Below are 19,243 nucleotides of genomic sequence, written 5' to 3'. Positions count from 1 at the left end.
CCCGCATCAACCACCCCAGAGGCCATCAGAGCCCTCGATCATACCTCCGGAGCGGAGCGCTACGGCTCAACGCCCCCCAGCGTCTGCCCCCGCCGAAACAGCGCCCGGCACGCCGCCGCATCAGGCTCAGCGTGCGGCTCCGGAGGAACCCATTGCCGCGCCCCAGCCCCAGGCAGTTGCTCCTCAGGCCAGGCCTGAATCCAAAGAGGCGCCGCAACCGGCAACCACGGCAGCATCGGCTCCCCCTCGCCCCGACATGCGGGTAAGTGAGCCGCAGGGACCGGCAAAGACTGAAATGAAAGATACGTCGATGCCGGTTGGCAAGGTGATCGACGCCGACAACGGCCCGATCAAGCCGAAGGAAAAACTGCCTGAAGCCAAAGGCCCAAGCGGCGGCGACATCGACAGCGGTGGTAGCGGCGGTGGTGGTGGCGGCGGCGGTGGCAGTGGCGGCGTCTTCCACAAGCGCCTTGGCCCGATCGACTTCTCCGCCTCGCTGAAGATCGGCCTCAACGTCGTCAAGCGCAACCTGTTGATCGTCATGTTGTTCACTCTGGCCAGCAACGTGCTCGTGCTCGCAATCCCGCTCTATCTGTTCCAGATCTCCGATCGCGTGCTGACCAGCCGCTCCGTTGACACTCTGGTCATGCTGACGATCGTGATCGTCGGCGCCGTGATCCTTCAGGCGATGTTCGACGCGATCCGTCGTTTCATCCTGATGCGGACCGCCGTCGAGGTGGCTGCGCAACTCGGCGCACCGATCCTGAGTGCCGCGGCGCGCGCCGCGCTGCACAGCAACGGCCGCGAATACCAGACGCTCAGCGACCTCGGACAACTGCGCTCATTCCTCGTTTCGGGCACCTTGCTGTCCCTGCTGGATGCCCCGCTTGCCCCATTGTTCGTGCTTGCCGTGTTTCTTGTGCATCCGCATCTCGGCTTCATCGTCGTCACATCGGCGTTGCTGCTGCTCGTGATCACCATCATCAACCAGCGCTCGACGGCTGCCTCCTTCAGCGAAGCCAATTCGTTCCAGAGCAAGGCCAACCTGCATCTCGACTCGATGTCGCGGAATTCGCAGATCATCAACGCGCTCGCCATGATCCCGGAAGCCGTGCGCATCTGGGGCAAGGACACGGCCGGCTCGCTCAGGGCGCAAGTCCTCGCACAGGACCGCAACATCGCCTTCGCCGCAACATCCAAGGCAGTGCGGTTGCTGACGCAAGTCGCAATGCTAGGCTGGGGTGCGCATCTCGCCCTGGATGGCCATCTCAGCGGCGGCATGGTCATCGCCGCGTCGATCATCGCCGGCCGCGCTCTCGGCCCTATCGAGGGTGCCATCGAAGGCTGGAACCAGGTCGTACAATCGCGCGCCGCCTATGGCCGCATCGCCAGCCTGCTGCAAAGCTCGCCGCTCAATTTCGAACGGCTGAACCTGCCGCGGCCAGAAGGCCGCCTCGACGTCGAACGCCTGCTGTTCGTGCCACAGGGCACCAAGCGAGTCGTGCTCAACGGCATCACCTTTGCCCTGGCCCCGGGCGACTCCCTTGCGATCATCGGCAATTCGGGCGCAGGCAAGACCACGCTCGGCAAGATGCTTGTCGGTTCGATCCTGCCGACATCAGGCAATGTGCGCCTCGACCTGATGGATTTGCGTAACTGGGATCAGCGCCAATTCGGCGAGAACATCGGCTATCTGCCGCAGGACGTTCAGCTGTTCCCTGCGACGATCAAGGCCAACATCGCCCGCATGCGCGAGGATGCCAGCGACGCCGATATCTACCAGGCGGCCATGCTCGCCGACGTCCACGAAATGATCGCCACCTTGCCGCATGGCTACGAGACCTTCGTCGCAGCCGACGGCGCACCGCTTTCCGGTGGCCAGAAGCAGCGCATTGCCCTCGCCCGCGCCTTCTTCGGCAATCCGCGCATGGTCGTGCTCGACGAGCCGAACTCCAACCTCGACGCCGCCGGCGACGTGGCACTTGCCCGCGCGCTCCAGCACGCCAAGGAAAACAAGATCACCGTCATCACCATCACCCAGCGCCCGGCGCTTCTGCAGAGCGTCGACAAGATCTTGTTGCTGGTCAACGGCACGGTGGCCCTGTTCGGTAAGCGCCAGGACGTGCTCCAGGCACTTGCCCAGCGCGGGCTGAGCATCGAGGGCGGCTCGTTCGGCCATCAGATTCCGTAAGGGGACAAAGTCATGAGCGATACGGCAATCGTCAAGGTCCACGACCTCGAATGGTACGCCGACGTGCCGCGCTCGATCGGCAAACAGACCAAGATCGGCCTCCTGCTCATAGCACTCACTTTTGGCGGCTTCGGCACCTGGGCTTTCACGGCGCCGCTCGCCGCCGCCATCATCGCCCAGGGTTCGTTCGTCGCCGCCGGCCAGAACAAGATCGTGCAGCATCTGGAAGGCGGCATCATCAAGGAACTGCTGGTTGGCGAAGGCGATGTCGTCACCTACGACCAGCCGCTGGTGCGCCTCGACGAAACGGCGGCCCAGGCCAGCGAGCGTCAGCTCTTCCTTCGCCAGGTTCGCCTTGATGCCATCGCTGCGCGGCTGAATGCCGAGATCAGCGGCGCAGCAAGCATCGCTTTCCCCAAGAATGTCACCGACAACCTCGACGACCCTGAGATCAAGCCGATTGTCGATGGCCAGCAGTTGGCCTTTGAAGCGGCGCGCAGCAAACTGCAGAGCGAGATCGGCCTGCTGAAGCAGAACATTGCCGCCTATGCCTATCGATCGGGGGGTTACGACGAGCAACTGGCTGCCGTGCGCCGACAACTGACGCTCATGCGGGAAGAATATGCCGGCAAGAAGAAGTTGCTCGACAAGGGTCTGCTCCGGGCTACCGAAATCAAGGCGATCCAGCGCGCCATGGCCGATGCCGAGGGGCAGATCGGCCGCCTCGCCGCCCAGGTTTCCGAGATCGGCGCCGAGGTCATCAGGCTCGACCAGCAGATCAAGCAGGCAGAAGAAGCCTACAAGCAGGCCGCGCTCGAGCAATTGCAGAACCTGGAGGGCGACCTCGATACCATCCGCGAGCAGCTTCGCCAGGCGAAGAGCATCCTCAGCCGCGTCACCATCAACGCACCGGTCGCCGGCACCATCGTGCGCATGTATTACCACACATCGGGCGGCGTCATCGAAAGCGGCAAGCCGATCGTCGAAATCCTGCCATCGGACGTGCCGCTGGTGATCGAAGCGCTGATCTCCCGCACCGACATTGACAGTGTCCGTGTCGGCCAGAAGGCAACGGTACAGCTTACCGCACTCAACCGGCGCACCACGCCGGTGCTCGACGGCGAGGTGATTTATGTCTCCGCTGACGCGCTGCCGGACACATCGGGTCCGGTCGCGCGCGAAGTCTATGTCGCTCGCGTCAGCCTGTCGGCGGACCAGATTGCACGTGTCCGCAGTTTCACGCCAACGCCGGGCATGCCGGCTGAGGTGCTGGTCCAGACCGAGGAGCGGACGTTCTTCCGGTATCTGACAAAGCCGATTGCCGACAGCATGTCGCGCGCCTTCATGGAACGTTGAGCGAAGGGGAAACCATGTCATCGAGGGGGACAGAGATGCAGGTCGACGTCATTACGGATGTTGAAACGCTGGCCAAGCTGCGGCAGGACTGGGAGCGCCTGTACAAGGCCGATCCGGAGGCGCAGTTCTTCGTCTCCTGGGCCTGGCTGGTGCCCTATATGCGCTTCTACAAGGGCGCCTGGTTCGTGCTTGCCGCGCGCCTCGGCAATCCGGGATCGCCCTATGTCGCGCTCATGCCGTTGCGTATGCGCACCCGCATGAGCGGCAAGACCGGACTATTCTTCAACGAAATCAGCATGGCCGGCAACAATGCCGCCGACTACACCGGCGCCATCTGTGATCCCGTCCATGCCGAAATGGCGTTGAAGGCCTTCGGCCGCCACGTTGCCCAGATGGGCTGGGCGCGGCTCAATCTCGAAAACCTGCGCATGTCGCGCGAGCGCGTCTTTGCCTTCATCGGCCAGTTCTCGCGCGACATCTTTGCCATGCGCGAGTTCAGCCGCGTCAATGCCGCCGACAATGTCGACAACTGCCGCTGCTTCGCGGCCGCCTTGCCCGACACATTCGACGGCTATCTCGACAATGTGCTGAGCACCAACACCAGGCAGAAGCTGCGGCGCTTCCTGCGCAAGGTCGATGCGGGGGAATTGCGCATCACCCGCGCCGATGCCGACACCTATGAGCGCGACATCGACACGCTGCTCGACCTTTGGCGGATAAAATGGGGCGCCCGCAAGGGCGACCGGCTCGCCGCCATCCTGCACAACAATCGCCGCGTGCTACGGGACAGTTTCCGAAACGGCACGCTTTACCTGCCAGTCCTGTGGCAGGGCGACCGGCCGCTGGGTGGGCTCGCCATCTTCGTCGATCCGGTCAAGAAGGCGTTGCTGTTTTTCATGGCCGGCCGAGACGAGGCCGTCACCTCCGTCCCCACCGGCCTGATACTGCACGGCCACTGCATCAAGCTGGCGATCGAGAACGGCCTCACCACCTATGATTTCTTGCGCGGCGACGAGCCGTACAAATTTGCCTTCGGTGTGACCGAGAGCAAGATCAACTGCGCCCAGATCTACACCAAGAGCGGACGCAACAACGGTGATCGCCTCGATACCCGGTCGCTCAACGGCATCTTCGCCGAGGTCACGCGTTTGCATCAGCAGGGGCAGCTGGAACGGGCGGAAAGCGGCTACCGCCAGATCCTTGCCACCGACGCCAGCCATTCCCGCGCGCTCTACGGCATCGGCCAGCTTTTGTCGGCCAAGGGCGAACACCGCGAGGCGCTGGCGCATTACCAGACGCTCGCCAATTCGGTGCCGACATCGGCCAAGGCCTGGCTCAGGCTTGGCATGGAGCTGCAGGCGCTGTCCCGGCACATCGAAGCGGCGGAAGCCTTCCGCAAGGTGCTGTCGCTCTCACCCGATTTCGCCGGCGCCGAATTCTCGCTCGCCAAGAGCCTCGCAGCACTCGACCGCATCGAGAACGCCATCGAAACGTTGGAAGCATTGGAGCACAAGCTTGAAGCCGCCTCGCGCGACGACACGCTGCTGGCCAAGACCAGGATCATGCTCAAGCGGCTGAAACTTGAAAGCCGGCCGAGCTACATCATGCTCAATCCGGATCGGAAGTCGGTGACGCGCGTTCTGAGTTCGGCGCTTTAGACGCCGATATGCGAACCGCCTTCCGGAGCGGGCAGGCCTAGGTGTCGTTTCCAAGAAGGTTGTTCAGTCTTTGGAACGGGCTGATGCCTCCAAGGGCCGAGTGTGGGCGTGCCAGGTTGTAGTTGGCTGCCCATTGGTGAATGGCCTTGGCGCGTTCGTTCGATGAGGCGTATGGCCTGGCATAGGCCCATTCGCGCAGCGAAGTCTGGATGAAGCGCTCGGCCTTGCCGTTGGTGCGCGGGGTGTAGGGCCTTGTGCGGATGTGTCGGGCACCGGCACCTTGGAGTGCCTGGGCGAACAGTTTGGAGCGATACGCCGAGCCGTTGTCGGTCATCACCCGCTCAACCCTGGCGCCCAGCCTGGCGTACCAGGCCAGTGCCCGGTTGAGGAACCCGGTGGCATCATCCCGGCTCAGGCTGGGCAGCAGTTCGACATAGGCGAGGCGCGAGGCATCGTCGATGGCGACATGCAGGTGTTCGTAGCCGATGCCTCGGGCGCGATGATGGCCTTGGTGCTGACCCGTGATCCGATGGCCAACGCCGTCGATACGGCCCAAGGTCTTGATGTCGATATGGATCAGTTCGCCCGGCCGCTGCCGTTCGTAGCGCAACACCGGGGGCCGGGGATCGAGCCAGGCCAGCCGGTTCAGTCCCAGCCGGCGCAGCACCAAGCCTACCGTCGAGCGCGCCAGGCCCAAGGACCGGGCAATTGCCGGCCCGGTCATGCGCTGGCGCCGCAACTGCTCGATCCGCGACACCTGCATGGCTGCCAGCCGATGCCGGCAGCGGTGCGGAGCCGAACTGCGATCGTGCAGAACCCGGTCGCCGGCCCGGTAGCGGTCGAGCCAGCGATAAGCCGTTCGTTCCGAAACCCCGGCCGAACCGGCAGCACGCCGCACGCTCCAGCCCTGTTCAATTCGTTGCACCAAAAGCACTCGACCTGACGGCGTCAGACGCGCATTCTTATGGACGTTCATTCGGGGAGCTCCACTGAAGGTTGGTTGGCTTCGCAACCCCAGCTTCTCAGTCCCTCCTCGAATGAACAACCTTCATAGCTTCGACACCTAGGCCTGCCCGCTCAGAAAATCCTCGAACTTGCGCATCTCTCCGGCGTCGACGCCGACCATATGGTTCGCCGCCGGATAGGCGCCGCTGGCAATGTCGCCGGCATATTCTTTGAACGCCGCAATCCGCTCCTGCTGGATGCGGTCATGCTCAGCCGCGAGGTTGCGATACACCTTGGCGTGGCGCGGATAATGGCCGCGATTGAGCCCGAGCACGTCCTCTGCAAACAGGTATTGCGCATCGCAGCCCGCACCGGCGCCCATCGAGATCAGCACCAGCGAGCTGCGCCTGGAGATCGCGCTCGCCACTTCGGCCGGCACCACCTCGATCTCGGCTGCAAAAGCGCCCGCCTGCTCCAGCGCCTTGACCTGCCGCCAGACGAGCTCGGCCGTTTCTGCCGTCTTGCCGACCGCCTTGAAGCCGCCCGTCCAGGTCGAATGTGTCGGGATCAGCCCGACATGGCCGCAGACCGGGATATGTTCGTCCGCCAGCCGGCGGATGGTCCGGTCGCTCGCCGAGCAGTAGACCGCATCGGCGCTCGCCGCCTTGAGCTTCACCGCCGTGCGCAGGATCTCGTCTGATGTCGCCCCCATCATGCCGTACTCGTCGCCGGGCACGGCAAAACATGTTGGGGCCGCATCGCGGAAGCGCGGGTCGAGCATCAGCGCATAGGTGACGGACAACAGGTCGATGCCGGCGCGCTCGGCCGCCTCCGCCTCCTCAAGCGACGTCACCCGCAGCTTCGACAGTTGCCTCTTGCCTTTCAACGCGCGCAGATCCGCGACCGTTGGCCTGTTGCGTGCCATCGTTTCGTCCTCGCTCCTGGAATATATTGGGCTTTCTGACGCCTCAGGCCTTCAGAAGCCACTCGTGCTCTTTGGCGTTGTGGAACTTCCAGGTCCGCTTCGGCCCCGCCATGACATTGAGATAATAAAGGTCGTAGCCGTGGCAGGCAGCGCAAGGGTGATAGCCCTTGGGCACCAGCGTCACGTCACCATCCTCAACTGCCATCGCCTCGTCGATCTCGCGATGCCCGGCATCGTTGAACTCGGTGTAGACGCGCTGGAAGGCAAAACCCTGCGGCGGGTTGAGCCGATGGTAATAGGTCTCCTCCAGCAGTGATTCAGCGGGGAGATTGTCCTCGTCGTGCTTGTGCGGCGGATAGCTCGAGGTGTGGCCGCCTGGTGTGATGACCTCGACCACCAACAGCGAATCCGCCGGATCGCCTTCGGGCAGAATGTTGGTGACGTAGCGTGTGTTGGTGCCCTTGCCGCGCGTTTCCTGCTTGACGTCGTCGGGACCGATCACCCGTACCGGCAGGTTTCCGCCGAGGCCGGGAGCCGTGCAGACGGCGAGCTCGACATTCGTGTCGGCCCTGACCGACCAGTCGCCGCCAGCCGGCACATAGACCGACCAGGGCTTGCCTTCGAAGGGCGACATGCGCTCGCCGAGCATGCCGAGATCGTCCTCGCCGACCCGCACATGCGCCTTTCCCGAAACCAGCACCAGGCAGGTTTCGCGGTCGGCCGTCCAGTCGCCGAAGGTATCGCCGGGTTCCAGCTTGTGCAGGTCGAAACCGACATAAGTCCAGCCGGCGGATTCAGGCGTGACGTGCGTGACGCGCCCGGTGCCGTGCTTCGGCTTGATCAGCAGTCTCGACATCTCGTCACTCCTTGTCGGTGGCGGCGTCGTCGCCAGGCTTGTAGGCGATGAGGAACTGGTAGGCACCGAGCGCAGCCATGCCGCCCGCGAGCGTGCCCCAGAATGCGGATCCGGTGGCAAACTCGAAGATCGACCAGGCGGCGCAGAAGCCGACCAGCGCTATGCGCCTCCACAACGGGCGAAGGAACGGATGGTTCTGGTCGTTCATCAATTGCGTGTTGCCTCGCCGATCAATTTCTGCGGATGGTAACCGGCCCCCGCGCGACGCTCAAGCACTACGCGCCGCGCGTCGGAGCCCCGCAAAGGACGCCGTGATGGAGGCAGCCATCCCGACAAATCGACGCCGACTTTCGGGGTCATGCGGCGGGAAAGCCCTGTGTTTCCACCGTGTAGCCCGCCGCAGTCATCACCCGCATCAACTCGGCATGACCGACCTGAGCCATCTTCAGCGGCGGGCTCTTCTTCGGATCCTGCTCTGCCTCGACGACGAACCAGCCCTCATAGCCATGGTCGGCGAACTTCTGCACGATCGCACCGAAATCGAGCGAGCCGTCGCCCGGCACGGTGAAAGCGCCCAGGGCCACCGCGTCGAGAAAAGACTGCCTGGTCCAGTCGAGCGCCTTGATGACGTCCAGACGCACGTCCTTTACATGGACGTGGCTGATGCGCTTGTGGTGGCTGTCGATGGCACGCAACACGTCGCCACCGGCAAAGGCGAGATGGCCGGCATCGAGCAGGAGCGGGATGCCCTCGCCCGACTGCTTCATGAAGGCATCGAGCTCGTGTTCGAACTGCACCACCGCAGCCATGTGGTGGTGATAGGACAAAGGCATGCCCTGCTCGGCGCACCACTCGCCGAATGCGGTCAGCTTTCGGGCATAGGCCTTCATCTCGTCGTCGGAGAGTACAGCCTTGGTTGCCAGCGGCTTCGAGCGGTCGCCCTGGATCGAGCGGCCGACCTCGCCATAGACGATACAGGGGGCATCGACCGCCTTGAACAGCTCGATCATCGGCTGGATGCGATCCTTGTTGGCGGCGAGGTCGTCGTTGACGAGCGTGCCCGAGAACCAGCCGCCGCACAAAGTCACGTCCGCCTTCTTCAGGATCGGCAGCATCTCCTCAGGCGTGCTCGGAAACCGGCGTCCCTGCTCCATGCCGGTAAATCCAGCCGAGCGCGATTGCGCCAAGCATTCCTCCAGCGACACGTCATCGCTCAGTTCCGGAAGGTCGTCGTTCCACCACGCGATGGGGGACATGCCCAGTTTGGCTTTCACTTCAGTTCTCCAGTGTCATTCTCTGCCGTCGCAAAAGACAGCCTCAATTCGCTACCATCAGCGCCAACATCCCAGGTCCAATCACAACCCCTCAATCCCCCACCCGCTGCAGCTTCAGTTTTTCCTCATAGCCCTTACGCGCGGCATTGACCTCGGCGCGTGCGCTCACCTCGGGCACGGCAACGTCCCACCAGTGCCCCCCCTCGCCGGTCGAGATCAGCGGGTCTGTGTCGATCAACACAACCGTCGTCCTGTCGCTCTTGCGGGCGCGGTCGAGCGCGGCCTCCAGGTCGGCAATCGACGCTGCCTTCTCGGCATTGGCGCCCAGGCTTTTCGCATGCGCGACGAAGTCGATATCAGGCAAGATCTCATGCCTGGAGTCGCGCAAGAGGTTGTTGAAGTTGGCGCCGCCAGTGGCCATCTGCAGCCGATTGATGCAGCCATAGCCCCTGTTGTCGAGCAGCACGATGGTGAGCTTGAGACCCAGCATGACAGACGTCGCAATCTCGGAGTTCAGCATCAGATAGGAGCCGTCGCCGATCATGATGACGACCTCCTTGTCAGGCCGCGCCATCTTGGCGCCCAGGCCGCCCGCAATCTCGTAGCCCATGCAGGAGAAGCCGTATTCGGAATGGTAAGAGCCGGGTTCGCCCGCCTGCCACAGCTTGTGCATCTCGCCCGGCAGGCCGCCAGCCGCATGCAGCACGATGACATCGCTGCCCAGCGTGCGCTGCACGGCGCCGATCACCTGAGCGTCTGAAGGCAATGTGGCATTGGTCGCCGCCGTCACCTTGGCGGCTGCCTTGCGCCACTCGGCCTTGGCTGACTTGGCGTTCTCTGTCCAGGTCACAGGCGCCTTGTAGCCGGCGACGGCGGCACCGAGCTCCATGAGACCTTCCCTGGCATCCGCCACCAGCGGCAGGGCCATGTGTTTGCCCGCGTCGAAGGACTGGACGTTGAGCCCGATGATGGTCTTGGCCGCGTTCTTGAACAGCGCCCATGAGCCGGTGGTAAAGTCCTGCAGCCGCGTGCCTACGGCCAGAACGACGTCCGCCTCCTCGGCAAGCCGATTGGCCGCCGCTGTGCCGGTGACGCCGACCGCCGCCATGTTCAGCCCATGCTCGTCGGTCAGCGCCGACTTGCCGCCTTGCGTCTCACAGACCGGGATGCCGGTCGCCTGGACGAAGCGGTCGAGTTCTTCCGAAGCACCGGAATAGAGCACGCCGCCACCGGCGACGATCAGCGGCTTCTTCGCCGCTTGAAGCACCTCGGCAGCGACAGCCAGTTCGTCGCGGTCCGGACGCGGCCGGCGTGGCGTCCACACGCGCTCGGCAAAAAAGCTCTCGGGATAGTCATAGGCCTCGGCCTGAACGTCCTGGCAGAGCGACAGCGTCACCGGCCCGCACTCGGCCGGATCGGTCAGCACCTGCATGGCGCGCGCCAGCGCCGGGATGATCTGCTCTGGACGGGTGATGCGGTCGAAATAGCGCGACACCGGACGGAAGCAGTCATTGGCGGATACCGTGCCATCGCCGAAATCCTCGACCTGCTGCAGAACCGGGTCGGGCACGCGGTTGGCAAAGACGTCGCCGGGCAGAAGCAAAACCGGCAGGCGGTTGACATGGGCGAGTGCCGCCGCCGTCACCATGTTGACCGCGCCCGGGCCGATGGAGCTCGTCGCCGCCATCACGCGCCGCCGAAAGTTGGTCTTGGCAAAGGCGATCGCCGCATGCGCCATCGCCTGCTCGTTGTGGGCGCGATAGGTCGGCAGTTCCTCGCGCACCTGGTAGAGCGCTTCGCCGAGACCGGCGACGTTGCCGTGGCCGAAGATCGCCCACACGCCACCGAACAAAGGCACCATCTTGCCGTCGATCACGGTCATCTGCCGTGTGAGATAGCGCGTCAGCGCCTGCGCCATAGTCAGGCGAACGGTCTTGGTCATCGTCTTCTCCTCCCGCTTCAGCGGCGCATCCTGAGATGCCGGCCTCGCCTCAGCTGTCTGTTTATGCCGCCCGACGGTCGCGCGCGGCAAGCCATGCCTTGGTCAGCTGCTCGAAACGCTGGGCCATGTCGTCGACTGCCGCCTTGTCGTCCATGCGGCCGGCCATCCACTCTTCCGCCGCGTGGGCAAAGATGCTGCGCCCGACGGCGAACCCCTTGACAATGGATGCGTCAGACGTCGCGGCGAAGGCCACTTCGAGCTCGGCCAGCGGTGCCTCGAGCCCAAGCAGCACCACGCCCCGGCAGTAGGGATCGTTGGTGGTGATGACCGCCTCGATCTTCTGCCACGCGGCGGCCGAAGCCTGCGGCTCGAGCTTCCACCAGTCGGGCTTGATGCCGAGCGCGTAGAGTTCTTCCAGAGCGCGCGGAATGGTGTTCTCGTCGAGCTTGCCGTGCTTGCCGGCGATGATTTCGATCAACAGCTCACGGCCGACCTTTCGCGCGGCCTCGAACAGGGTGCGCAGCTTCTGCTGCTGCTCGGCCTTGAGCTCAGCGGAATCGTCGGGATGGTAGAAGCACAGGCACTTGATGCAGTGCTCGACCGGCCACTCCACCAGCTGCGAGCCGATGTCCTGCGAGAATTCGAAACGCAGCGGCCGCGAACCCGGCAGCTCCACCGGCCGTCCCAGCCAGGAGAAGGGATGGCGGGCGAATTCGAACATCGCATCGCGACCGAACTTCTCGTCGATCAACATGCCGTAGCCGTCGCGGCCATCGGCAACCTTGGCCGCCGCTTGCACAGCCAGCACCTTGAAGTCTCGGACACGCTGAGCATCCGCACCCGTGCGAGCGGCGATGTCTTCCAGCTGGATGCGGTGGTCGCAGGCGAGCGCCATCATTGACGGGATCTCATGCCGGCGCGTGGTTGCCCAATGCACGTGGTTGATCGCCTCGTCCTTGCGCAGCGCGCGTTCCTTGCTGCCGTTCCTGAGGAAGAATTGCAGCTCATCGAAGGTCGGAATCTCCGGCGAGCAGAGCAGACGCGACACGGCGAAGGCACCACAGGCATTGGCCCAGGTCGCCGATGTCGCCAGGCTCTCGCCGCCCAGCCAGCCACGCAGGAAACCGGACATGAAGGCATCGCCCGCACCCAGCACATTGTAGACCTCGATCGGAAACCCCTTGCCGACGATGCCAGCCTCGAGATCGTCCGAGATCGCCCCGTCATAGACGATGCAGCCCATCGGCCCGCGCTTCAGCACGATCGTCGCGCTGGACAGCGACCGGATGGTCTTCAGCGCGGCGAGCAGCTCGCTTTCGCCCGACGCGATCATCACCTCTTCCTCAGTGCCGACGATCAGGTCGCAGCCGGCCAGCACACCCTTGATATGGTTCGACACCTTGTCGGACGCGATGTAGCGGCTTTCACCGGCGGCGTGGCCGGCAAGGCCCCAGAGGTTCGGGCGGTAGTCGATGTCGAACACCACCTTGCCGCCGCTTTCCTTGATCAGCTTCATCGCCTTGCGCTGGGCGGCATCGGTGTTGGGCCGCGAGAAATGCGTGCCCGTGACGACGATCGCCCGCGCCGACTTGATGAAATCGGGGGCGATGTCGGCTTCCGACAACGCCATGTCGGCGCAGTTTTCGCGATAGAAGATCAGCGGAAACGTCTTGTCGTTCTCGACCGAAAGAAGCACCAGCGCCGTCAGCCGCTCCTTGTCGGTGACGATGCCGCCGTCTGATACACCCTCGCGCAGCATCTGCTCGCGGATGTAGCGGCCCATATGCTCATCGCCGACGCGGGTCAAAAGCGCCGAGCGCAGCCCGAGCCGCGCCGTGCCGATGGCGATGTTGGCGGGGCAGCCGCCGACAGACTTGGCGAAGGACGCCACGTCCTCCAGCCGCGATCCGGTCTGCTGGCCGTAGAGATCGACCGAGGCGCGCCCGATGGTGATGACGTCGAGTGTAGGCTGGTTCTTGGGGTCGGTCATTTTGTCCTCCCGGTCGCTCCGCCGCGCCGGCCTGCCCGCAGATCAGTTAGCAGGCCACACAATGCAATTTAAATTCCAATTGTCCGTCATCAGGAATTTTTATTCCATCAACAGATTGTGGCTGTGCGCCCCGAGTCCAATTGCCCCGAGGCGACTGTCCGCCCGTTGGCTTAGAGCCGTACGGTCTTGCCGTCCTTGGCCGACTTCAGCGCCGCATCGGCCAGCTTCAGCGCCATCAGGCCGTCCTTGCCGTCGGGCGAGATCCTGGCACCCTTGGTCACCGAAGCGACGAAGGCGGCGATCTCGGCGGCATAGGCTTCGGTGTAGCGGGTCATGAAGAAGTCGTGCAGCGGCGGGCGAGTATAGCCCTTGCCGTTGGCGACCTCGATTGAAACGGCGCGCTGGTTCTCCGCCGCCACCATGCCATCCGAACCATGCACCTCGATGCGCTGGTCATAGCCATAGGTTGCGCGACGCGAATTGGTGATGACGCATTGCTGGCCGGTCGCGGTCTCCAGAATGACACTGACGCTGTCGAAATCACCGAGCTCGCCGATCTTCTTGTCGACCAGCACCGAGGCGGTTGCCGTCACCGCCACCGGTTCGGCACCGAGCAGGAAGCGGGCCATGTCGAAGTCGTGGATGGTCATGTCGCGGAAGATGCCGCCCGAACGCGTGATGTATTCGGCCGGCGGCGCGCCGGGATCGCGCGAGGTGATCACCACCTGCTCGACCTTGCCGATGGCGCCGTCGTCGATCGCCTTGCGCACAGCGGCGAAATGCGGGTCGAAACGCCTGTTGAAACCGACCATCAGCGTGCCGCCGGCCTTCTCGACCACGGCAAGGCACTTTTCGACACGCTTGGCGTCGAGGTCGATTGGCTTTTCGCAGAACACCGCCTTGCCGGCGAGCACGAAGCGCTCGATCAGGTCGGCATGGGTGTCGGTCGGCGTGCAGATCACCACCGCGTCGATGTCGGCCGCTTCCTCGATCTGTTCGATCGTACGTACGTCGCAGCCGTAGGCCTCGGCGAGATCGTTGGCCGCCTTTTCGAAGGCATCGGCCACCGCAACGAGCTTGGCCTGCGGGTTGGAGGCCACGGCCTTGGCGTGGACCTTGCCGATGCGGCCTGCGCCGAGGACACCGAACCGAACTGTCATGACAACCTCATTTCCTTGGCCCGCGCCGTCCGGGCCTGCAATCTTGATCTTTGGGGAGGGGCCGCCCGCCGACGGGAAGCCGGGCGGCCTGATTCTGACATGATCCCGAAAAGTGGAAACCGGTTTTCGGATAAGATCATGTCCAAAGCACTCTTTACGCCTTCTTGCGCTTGTTCTGGCGATGCTGGTCGATGATCACGGCCGCAACGATGATGATGCCCTTGATGATTTCCTGATAGTAGGCGCCGACCTTGAGGAAGGTGAAGCCCGAAGTCAGCACGCCGAGGATGATCGTGCCGATCACAGTGCCGGTGATGCGCCCGACGCCGCCCGAGAGCGAGGTGCCGCCGATGACCGCAGCAGCGATGGCGTCGAGTTCATAGGCCACGCCCATGCCCGGCTGGCCTGAGGCGGCGCGGGCCGCGGTCATCACGCCGGCCAGTCCCGACAGCAGACCGGCAATGGCATAGACCTTGATCAGGTGGCCGCCGATATTGATGCCCGAAACGCGTGCCGCCTGCGGGTTGGCGCCGATGGCATAGGTGAACTTGCCGTAGCGTGTGTAGGTCAGCGCGATGTGGCAGATGACGGCAACCAAGAGGAAGATGATGACCGGCAGCGGCAGCGGAAAGCCGAGGATGTTGAAGCTCTTGCCAAACCAGGTGAAGCTGTCGTCGAGCAGCGCCACCGGCTGGCCGAGCGTATACCATTTGGCGAGGCCGCGCGCCGACACCATCATGCCGAGCGTGGCGATGAAGGGCGGTATCTTGGTCCGTGCTACCAGGGAGCCGTTGACGATGCCGGCGAGAAGGCCGACGCCGAGGCCGGCGAGGATCGCCCAGATCGGCGACATGTCGGTCAGCGCGGGATAGACGGCGCGCGGATTGGCCGATGTCTGCGCCAGGCTCGCCGCGACCATGGCGGCGAGACCGACGACCGAGCCCGACGACAGGTCAACGCCGGCGGTGATGATGACCTGGGTCACTCCGACCGCGATGATGCCGATCACCGACACCTGCAGGATGATGATCGACAGGCGCTGCTTGTTGGCGAGGAAGCTGTCGCCGACGAAGATCCAGCCAAGAATCTCGAAGACGATGGCGATACCGATCAACACGCCGAGGATGGACACCTCCGGCGGCAGGCGCTTCTTGCTTCCGATGATGTTTGCGGGACCCGCAATCTCGTTCGTCGACATGGTTCTTCCACCCTTGAGCTGATTGGCGTCAGTGCGACGCGAGTTCCATGATCTTGACCTGACTGGCCTCGGCGCGGTCGAGGAAGCCGGTGACGCGGCCCTCATGCACCACCATGATGCGGTCGCTCATGCCCAGGCACTCGGGCATCTCGGACGAGATCATGACCACCGCCACCCCCTGCCCGGCGAGCTTCGAGATCAGGCGGTGGATTTCGGCCTTCGCGCCGACATCGATGCCGCGCGTCGGCTCGTCGAGGATGAGGATCTTCGGCTTGGTCAAAAGCCAGCGCGCGATCAGCACCTTCTGCTGGTTGCCGCCGGACAGGTTGATGATCGGCTCGGCCATGTCTGGGGTCTTCACCCTCAGCGCCGCGCTGATCTCGACCGAATCCTTGCCGAGTTGTTTTTGCTGCACGAAACCGTTCTTGACATAGTCTGACTGCAGCACCGCCATCTGGGTGTTTTCCTGGATGTCGAGCAAGAGGAAGCAGCCGGTTTCCTTGCGGTCCTCGGTCAGGAAAGCCATGCCGTGCTTCATAGCCGTGGCCGGGCTGTCGACACGGACCGTCTTGCCGAACAGCTCGATGGTGCCGGCGTCCGACGGCGTCACGCCGAAGATCGTTTCGGCGATGTTGGAGCGGCCCGAGCCGACGAGACCGGCAATGCCGAGGATTTCGCCTGAACGCACGTCGAATGAAACGTCGGAGAAGACGCCCTTCAGCGTGAGCCCCTTCACCGACAGCACGACGTCGCCGATCAGCACCTCCTCCTTGGGGAACATCTGGGTGATCTCGCGCCCCACCATCATGCGGATGATGTCGTCGCGGGTCACCTCGGTCGACGCCTTGGTGGCGATGTACTTGCCGTCGCGAAACACCGAGAACTCGTCGGCGATCTCGAACAGCTCGTTCATCTTGTGGGTGATGTAGATGATGCCTTTGCCCTGGGCGCGCAGCGCACGGATGATGGTGAACAGGTGGTCGACCTCGCGCTCGGTCAGCGCCGAGGTCGGCTCGTCCATGATCAGCACGTCGGATTCGTAGGACACCGCCTTGGCGATCTCGACCATCTGGCGGCTGGCGACGGTCAGCGTACCCACCTGAACCTCGGGATCGATGTCGATGTTGAGGCGCTTGAACAGGTCTGATGTCTTGCGGCGCATCTCGCCATGGTCGACGAAGCCAAGCCGGGTCAGCGGCTCGCGGCGGATCCAGATGTTCTCGGCCACCGTCATCGGCGCCATCAGGTTGAGTTCCTGGTGGATCATGGCGATGCCGTGTTCGAGCGCATCGAGCGGCCCCCGCAGCTTGATGTCTTCGCCGCGCAGCTTGAAGCTGCCGGAGTCGGGCGTGTAGATTCCGGCCACGATCTTCATCAGCGTCGACTTGCCGGCGCCGTTCTCGCCCATCAGCGCATGTACGCTGCCGCGTTTCAGACGCAGCTGGACGTTGTCGAGGGCGACGACACCCGGGAATTCCTTACGAACGTTTTCGACCTCGAGAAGATAGCCGCCATCCACCGCGGCACCGCCCGCAGGCGCCGCTTCCATCGTACCGGTGCTTTGCATGATTGGTCCTCCCAGGCCCGCCCGACTGTTGCGCGGGTCAAGGTCCTCTTGGGGAAAATGCGCCGCCGTTTGCGACGGCGCATTGGTCAGATCATATCAGTTCTTGGTGGTGTACTGGTCCATGTTCGCCGGGGTCACCAGCTCGAACGGCACCCAGACGGGCGACGTCACGGCTTCGCCCTTGGCGAGCTTCATGGCGGTTTCGACCGCACCGCCACCCTGGGCGGCGGCGTTCTGGAACACGGTCACATCGAGGTCGCCGGCCTTCATGTAGGCGAGCGCTTCCTGGGTCGCATCGACGCCGGCCACGATCACGGTCTTCATGTCCCAACCGGCCGCCTTCATGGCGTTGATGGCGCCGATGGCCATGTTGTCGTTGTTCGAGATGACGGCGTCCGGCTTGTGGCCCGCGGCGATCCAGTTGGTCATCAGGTCCTGTGCCTTGACCGGATCCCAGCCAGCGGTCTGTTCGTCGATGACGTTCAGCTTGACGCCGCAGTCGCTGCCGGCGTTGACATCATGGATGTCCTTGGTGCGCATCACAGCCGCCTGGTTGGCGAGGTCACCGACCATGATCAGGATGCCAGCCTCGGTCTTGCCGGCTTCCTTGAGGATGCGGCAGACTTCCTTGGTCTCAAGCGTGCCGGAATCGACTTCGTTCGAACCGACGAAAGCACCCTTGGCACCGAGCGCGCCGACGTCGATCGGCTCGCGGTTGACGTAGACGATCGGAATGCCGGCGTCGGTGGCAAGCTTGGTCATCGGCCCGGTGGCCGAGGTGTCGACCGGATTGACGATGATGGCGTCGACCTTGGCGGCGATGAAGTTCTGGACCTGGCTGAGCTGCTTGTTGACGTCGTCGTCGGCGATCTCGATGACGACCGGCTGGCTGGCGTCAGCCGCGGACTTCTCGATACCCTTGCGCAGGACGGTCAGGAAGGTGTCAGAATTGGCCATGCTGACGCCGATATCGCCGGCAAACGCAGTGCCGGACATCAGCGCGGTCATGGCTACGCCGAGCAGGAATTTCCTCATGTTCACTCTCCTCCAACAATGGTGCCCGGCTGCACCCCGACGTGCCGGAAGCCCGCGGTCGGCCGCAGGCTCGTCTCTACGAGAGGCACCATCGCTCCTCCGCGATGCAAGATGCGCCACTCGCTTCCCGATGCCGGCCCAAATTCAGAATGTTCGGGCCGTGTTTTTTGTATATGAAATGTTTATTCCATATTGAGGCCAGACGTCAAGAGACATTCCATTGCCTGCCTATCAATCCTTCGGGGAGCAACGAATTGCGCCGCCCGGTCGCCCGGGCGGCGCTGGAGATGACGGCTATTTCGCTGGATGGAGCCGTTGCGTCAGACCCGCGAGCGGATGAACGCAATGCTCTCGGCAAGCGCTGCGCGCGGCTCGGTAAGCTTCTGCACGACAGGCGAAAACGGCTCGAAGGAGAGCAGCCCCTGATAGCCGCCAGACACCAGCGCACGGATCTGGCCGACATTGTCGAGCCGGTCGGCTGCATCGACCAAGACCCGGTGCGGGTCGCGCATGTCGGAGACCGTCACCGCAGGGTCGTCGACGCCTGAAATGTGCACTAGGCCGGTCATGCCTGGGAAGATGTCGGGCTCGCCGGCAAGATGATGATGGAACGTGTCGTGCACCATTCGAAAAGTGTCAGTTCCATCGACATCCTCGATCGCTTCGGCCGCCTCGCGCTTGGAGCGCAGCGAGCAGATCTCGAAGCCGAGCGGCTCGACAAGTCCACGCACGCCGCGATCGCCGAGGATCGCGGTCAGCGCCGTCAGCGCCGTCCTGAGGTTACGCTGGCGCTCGCCATCGGCCTTCCCCGTGCCGTCATTGACCGGAACCAGGACCAGCGCCGCAGCACCGGCGTCGCGGGCATAGTCGGCGAGTTCGATCGCCTCGGCTTCGCGCGCGGCGCTCCATTCGTTGAAGCGCTGCAGGGCGTTGATGGTTGCAATGGACATTCCATTTTCCGCTGCCTGCGCCTTGATGGCCGCAGCCGGCGTGCCGTCGATGATGGCGTTGCCTGAGAGGTCGTTGCGGATTTCGACATCGCTCAGGCCAAGGTCCCGGCACAATGCGAAGAACGCTGCCGGCTTCAGCCCGGGTGCCACCATATGGTTCAGCGCGAATGTGAGCTTGCTGGGCATGCCGAATTTC

The 19,243-nt window shown here is 63.8% G+C and carries 15 protein-coding genes; 3 read left to right on the top strand and 12 right to left on the bottom strand.

Annotated elements, in window-relative coordinates; genetic code table 11:
* Window positions 1-295 precede the first annotated feature (295 nt).
* Genes H5P29_RS11580 through H5P29_RS11570 form a run of 3 tightly spaced genes read left to right on the top strand, consistent with a single transcriptional unit; the run spans window position 296 to window position 5,205 of the window.
* Window positions 296-2,191: a type I secretion system permease/ATPase gene (locus H5P29_RS11580; protein WP_371818631.1), complete on the top strand. Its 1,896-nt coding sequence runs from the start codon at window positions 296-298 to the stop codon at window positions 2,189-2,191.
* A gap of 12 nt (window positions 2,192-2,203) precedes the next feature.
* A complete protein-coding gene (locus H5P29_RS11575; protein WP_154387574.1) occupies window positions 2,204-3,547 on the top strand; it encodes an HlyD family type I secretion periplasmic adaptor subunit in 1,344 nt (447 codons plus the stop codon).
* Window positions 3,548-3,582: 35 nt separating this feature from the next.
* Complete coding sequence (locus H5P29_RS11570; RefSeq protein ID WP_154387575.1) at window positions 3,583-5,205, top strand: GNAT family N-acetyltransferase; 1,623 nt, start codon at window positions 3,583-3,585, stop codon at window positions 5,203-5,205.
* Window positions 5,206-5,242: 37 nt separating this feature from the next.
* Here the strand turns inward: H5P29_RS11570 and H5P29_RS11565 are convergent, their stop codons facing one another.
* The 12 genes from H5P29_RS11565 to H5P29_RS11510 all read right to left on the bottom strand — a co-directional run bounded on the left by H5P29_RS11565 (window position 5,243) and on the right by H5P29_RS11510 (window position 19,233).
* Complete coding sequence (locus tag H5P29_RS11565) at window positions 5,243-6,181, bottom strand: IS481 family transposase (protein WP_185910335.1); 939 nt, start codon at window positions 6,179-6,181, stop codon at window positions 5,243-5,245.
* 87 nt (window positions 6,182-6,268) lie between these two features.
* On the bottom strand, window positions 6,269-7,075 hold the full coding sequence (locus H5P29_RS11560) for a 3-methyl-2-oxobutanoate hydroxymethyltransferase (RefSeq protein ID WP_154386432.1): 807 nt from the start codon (window positions 7,073-7,075) through the stop codon (window positions 6,269-6,271).
* Between the two features lie 43 nt (window positions 7,076-7,118).
* The gene (iolB, locus tag H5P29_RS11555; protein WP_154386433.1) at window positions 7,119-7,931 is read right to left on the bottom strand and encodes a 5-deoxy-glucuronate isomerase; all 813 of its coding nucleotides are present in this window, start codon (window positions 7,929-7,931) and stop codon (window positions 7,119-7,121) included.
* A 4-nt stretch (window positions 7,932-7,935) separates the two neighbouring features.
* Entirely contained in the window at window positions 7,936-8,139 is a 204-nt protein-coding gene (locus H5P29_RS11550) for a hypothetical protein (RefSeq protein ID WP_067958695.1), read from the bottom strand.
* 148 nt (window positions 8,140-8,287) lie between these two features.
* Complete coding sequence (iolE, locus tag H5P29_RS11545) at window positions 8,288-9,205, bottom strand: myo-inosose-2 dehydratase (protein WP_182575638.1); 918 nt, start codon at window positions 9,203-9,205, stop codon at window positions 8,288-8,290.
* A 91-nt stretch (window positions 9,206-9,296) separates the two neighbouring features.
* Window positions 9,297-11,147, bottom strand: coding sequence for a 3D-(3,5/4)-trihydroxycyclohexane-1,2-dione acylhydrolase (decyclizing) (gene iolD, locus H5P29_RS11540; protein WP_154386434.1), 1,851 nt, complete (start codon window positions 11,145-11,147; stop codon window positions 9,297-9,299).
* Between the two features lie 61 nt (window positions 11,148-11,208).
* Window positions 11,209-13,137, bottom strand: a complete 1,929-nt coding sequence (gene iolC, locus H5P29_RS11535) for a 5-dehydro-2-deoxygluconokinase (protein ID WP_154386435.1) — start codon at window positions 13,135-13,137, stop codon at window positions 11,209-11,211.
* 170 nt (window positions 13,138-13,307) lie between these two features.
* Window positions 13,308-14,297 carry an inositol 2-dehydrogenase gene (gene iolG, locus H5P29_RS11530; RefSeq protein ID WP_154386436.1) on the bottom strand — a complete coding sequence of 330 codons (990 nt, stop codon included), beginning with the start codon at window positions 14,295-14,297 and terminating at the stop codon, window positions 13,308-13,310.
* 154 nt (window positions 14,298-14,451) lie between these two features.
* Entirely contained in the window at window positions 14,452-15,495 is a 1,044-nt protein-coding gene (locus tag H5P29_RS11525) for an ABC transporter permease (protein WP_067958676.1), read from the bottom strand.
* A 28-nt stretch (window positions 15,496-15,523) separates the two neighbouring features.
* Window positions 15,524-17,065 (bottom strand): sugar ABC transporter ATP-binding protein, encoded by a 1,542-nt coding sequence (locus H5P29_RS11520; protein WP_169808377.1) that lies wholly within the window; start codon window positions 17,063-17,065, stop codon window positions 15,524-15,526.
* A 93-nt stretch (window positions 17,066-17,158) separates the two neighbouring features.
* Window positions 17,159-18,097 (bottom strand): substrate-binding domain-containing protein, encoded by a 939-nt coding sequence (locus H5P29_RS11515; RefSeq protein ID WP_067958671.1) that lies wholly within the window; start codon window positions 18,095-18,097, stop codon window positions 17,159-17,161.
* 320 nt (window positions 18,098-18,417) lie between these two features.
* Window positions 18,418-19,233, bottom strand: coding sequence for a TIM barrel protein (locus tag H5P29_RS11510; RefSeq protein ID WP_067966212.1), 816 nt, complete (start codon window positions 19,231-19,233; stop codon window positions 18,418-18,420).
* Window positions 19,234-19,243 lie beyond the last annotated feature (10 nt).

This window comes from Aminobacter sp. MDW-2 (genome assembly GCF_014250155.1).
Taxonomy (GTDB): domain Bacteria; phylum Pseudomonadota; class Alphaproteobacteria; order Rhizobiales; family Rhizobiaceae; genus Aminobacter; species Aminobacter ciceronei.
Note: the sequence above shows the minus strand (reverse complement) of the source record. Positions and strands in the feature narration are given on the sequence as shown.

What these genes read in the sequence shown, in the direction of transcription:
- H5P29_RS11580 (WP_371818631.1), top strand. Translation starts at nt 296, where the DNA reads ATGAAAGATACGTCGATGCCGGTTGGCAAGGTGATCGACGCCGACAAC.
- H5P29_RS11575 (WP_154387574.1), top strand. Translation starts at nt 2,204, where the DNA reads ATGAGCGATACGGCAATCGTCAAGGTCCACGACCTCGAATGGTACGCC.
- H5P29_RS11570 (WP_154387575.1), top strand. Translation starts at nt 3,583, where the DNA reads ATGCAGGTCGACGTCATTACGGATGTTGAAACGCTGGCCAAGCTGCGG.
- H5P29_RS11565 (WP_185910335.1), bottom strand. Translation starts at nt 6,181, where the DNA reads ATGAACGTCCATAAGAATGCGCGTCTGACGCCGTCAGGTCGAGTGCTT.
- H5P29_RS11560 (WP_154386432.1), bottom strand. Translation starts at nt 7,075, where the DNA reads ATGGCACGCAACAGGCCAACGGTCGCGGATCTGCGCGCGTTGAAAGGC.
- iolB (WP_154386433.1), bottom strand. Translation starts at nt 7,931, where the DNA reads ATGTCGAGACTGCTGATCAAGCCGAAGCACGGCACCGGGCGCGTCACG.
- H5P29_RS11550 (WP_067958695.1), bottom strand. Translation starts at nt 8,139, where the DNA reads ATGAACGACCAGAACCATCCGTTCCTTCGCCCGTTGTGGAGGCGCATA.
- iolD (WP_154386434.1), bottom strand. Translation starts at nt 11,147, where the DNA reads ATGACCAAGACCGTTCGCCTGACTATGGCGCAGGCGCTGACGCGCTAT.
- iolC (WP_154386435.1), bottom strand. Translation starts at nt 13,137, where the DNA reads ATGACCGACCCCAAGAACCAGCCTACACTCGACGTCATCACCATCGGG.
- iolG (WP_154386436.1), bottom strand. Translation starts at nt 14,297, where the DNA reads ATGACAGTTCGGTTCGGTGTCCTCGGCGCAGGCCGCATCGGCAAGGTC.
- H5P29_RS11525 (WP_067958676.1), bottom strand. Translation starts at nt 15,495, where the DNA reads ATGTCGACGAACGAGATTGCGGGTCCCGCAAACATCATCGGAAGCAAG.
- H5P29_RS11515 (WP_067958671.1), bottom strand. Translation starts at nt 18,097, where the DNA reads ATGAGGAAATTCCTGCTCGGCGTAGCCATGACCGCGCTGATGTCCGGC.
- H5P29_RS11510 (WP_067966212.1), bottom strand. Translation starts at nt 19,233, where the DNA reads ATGCCCAGCAAGCTCACATTCGCGCTGAACCATATGGTGGCACCCGGG.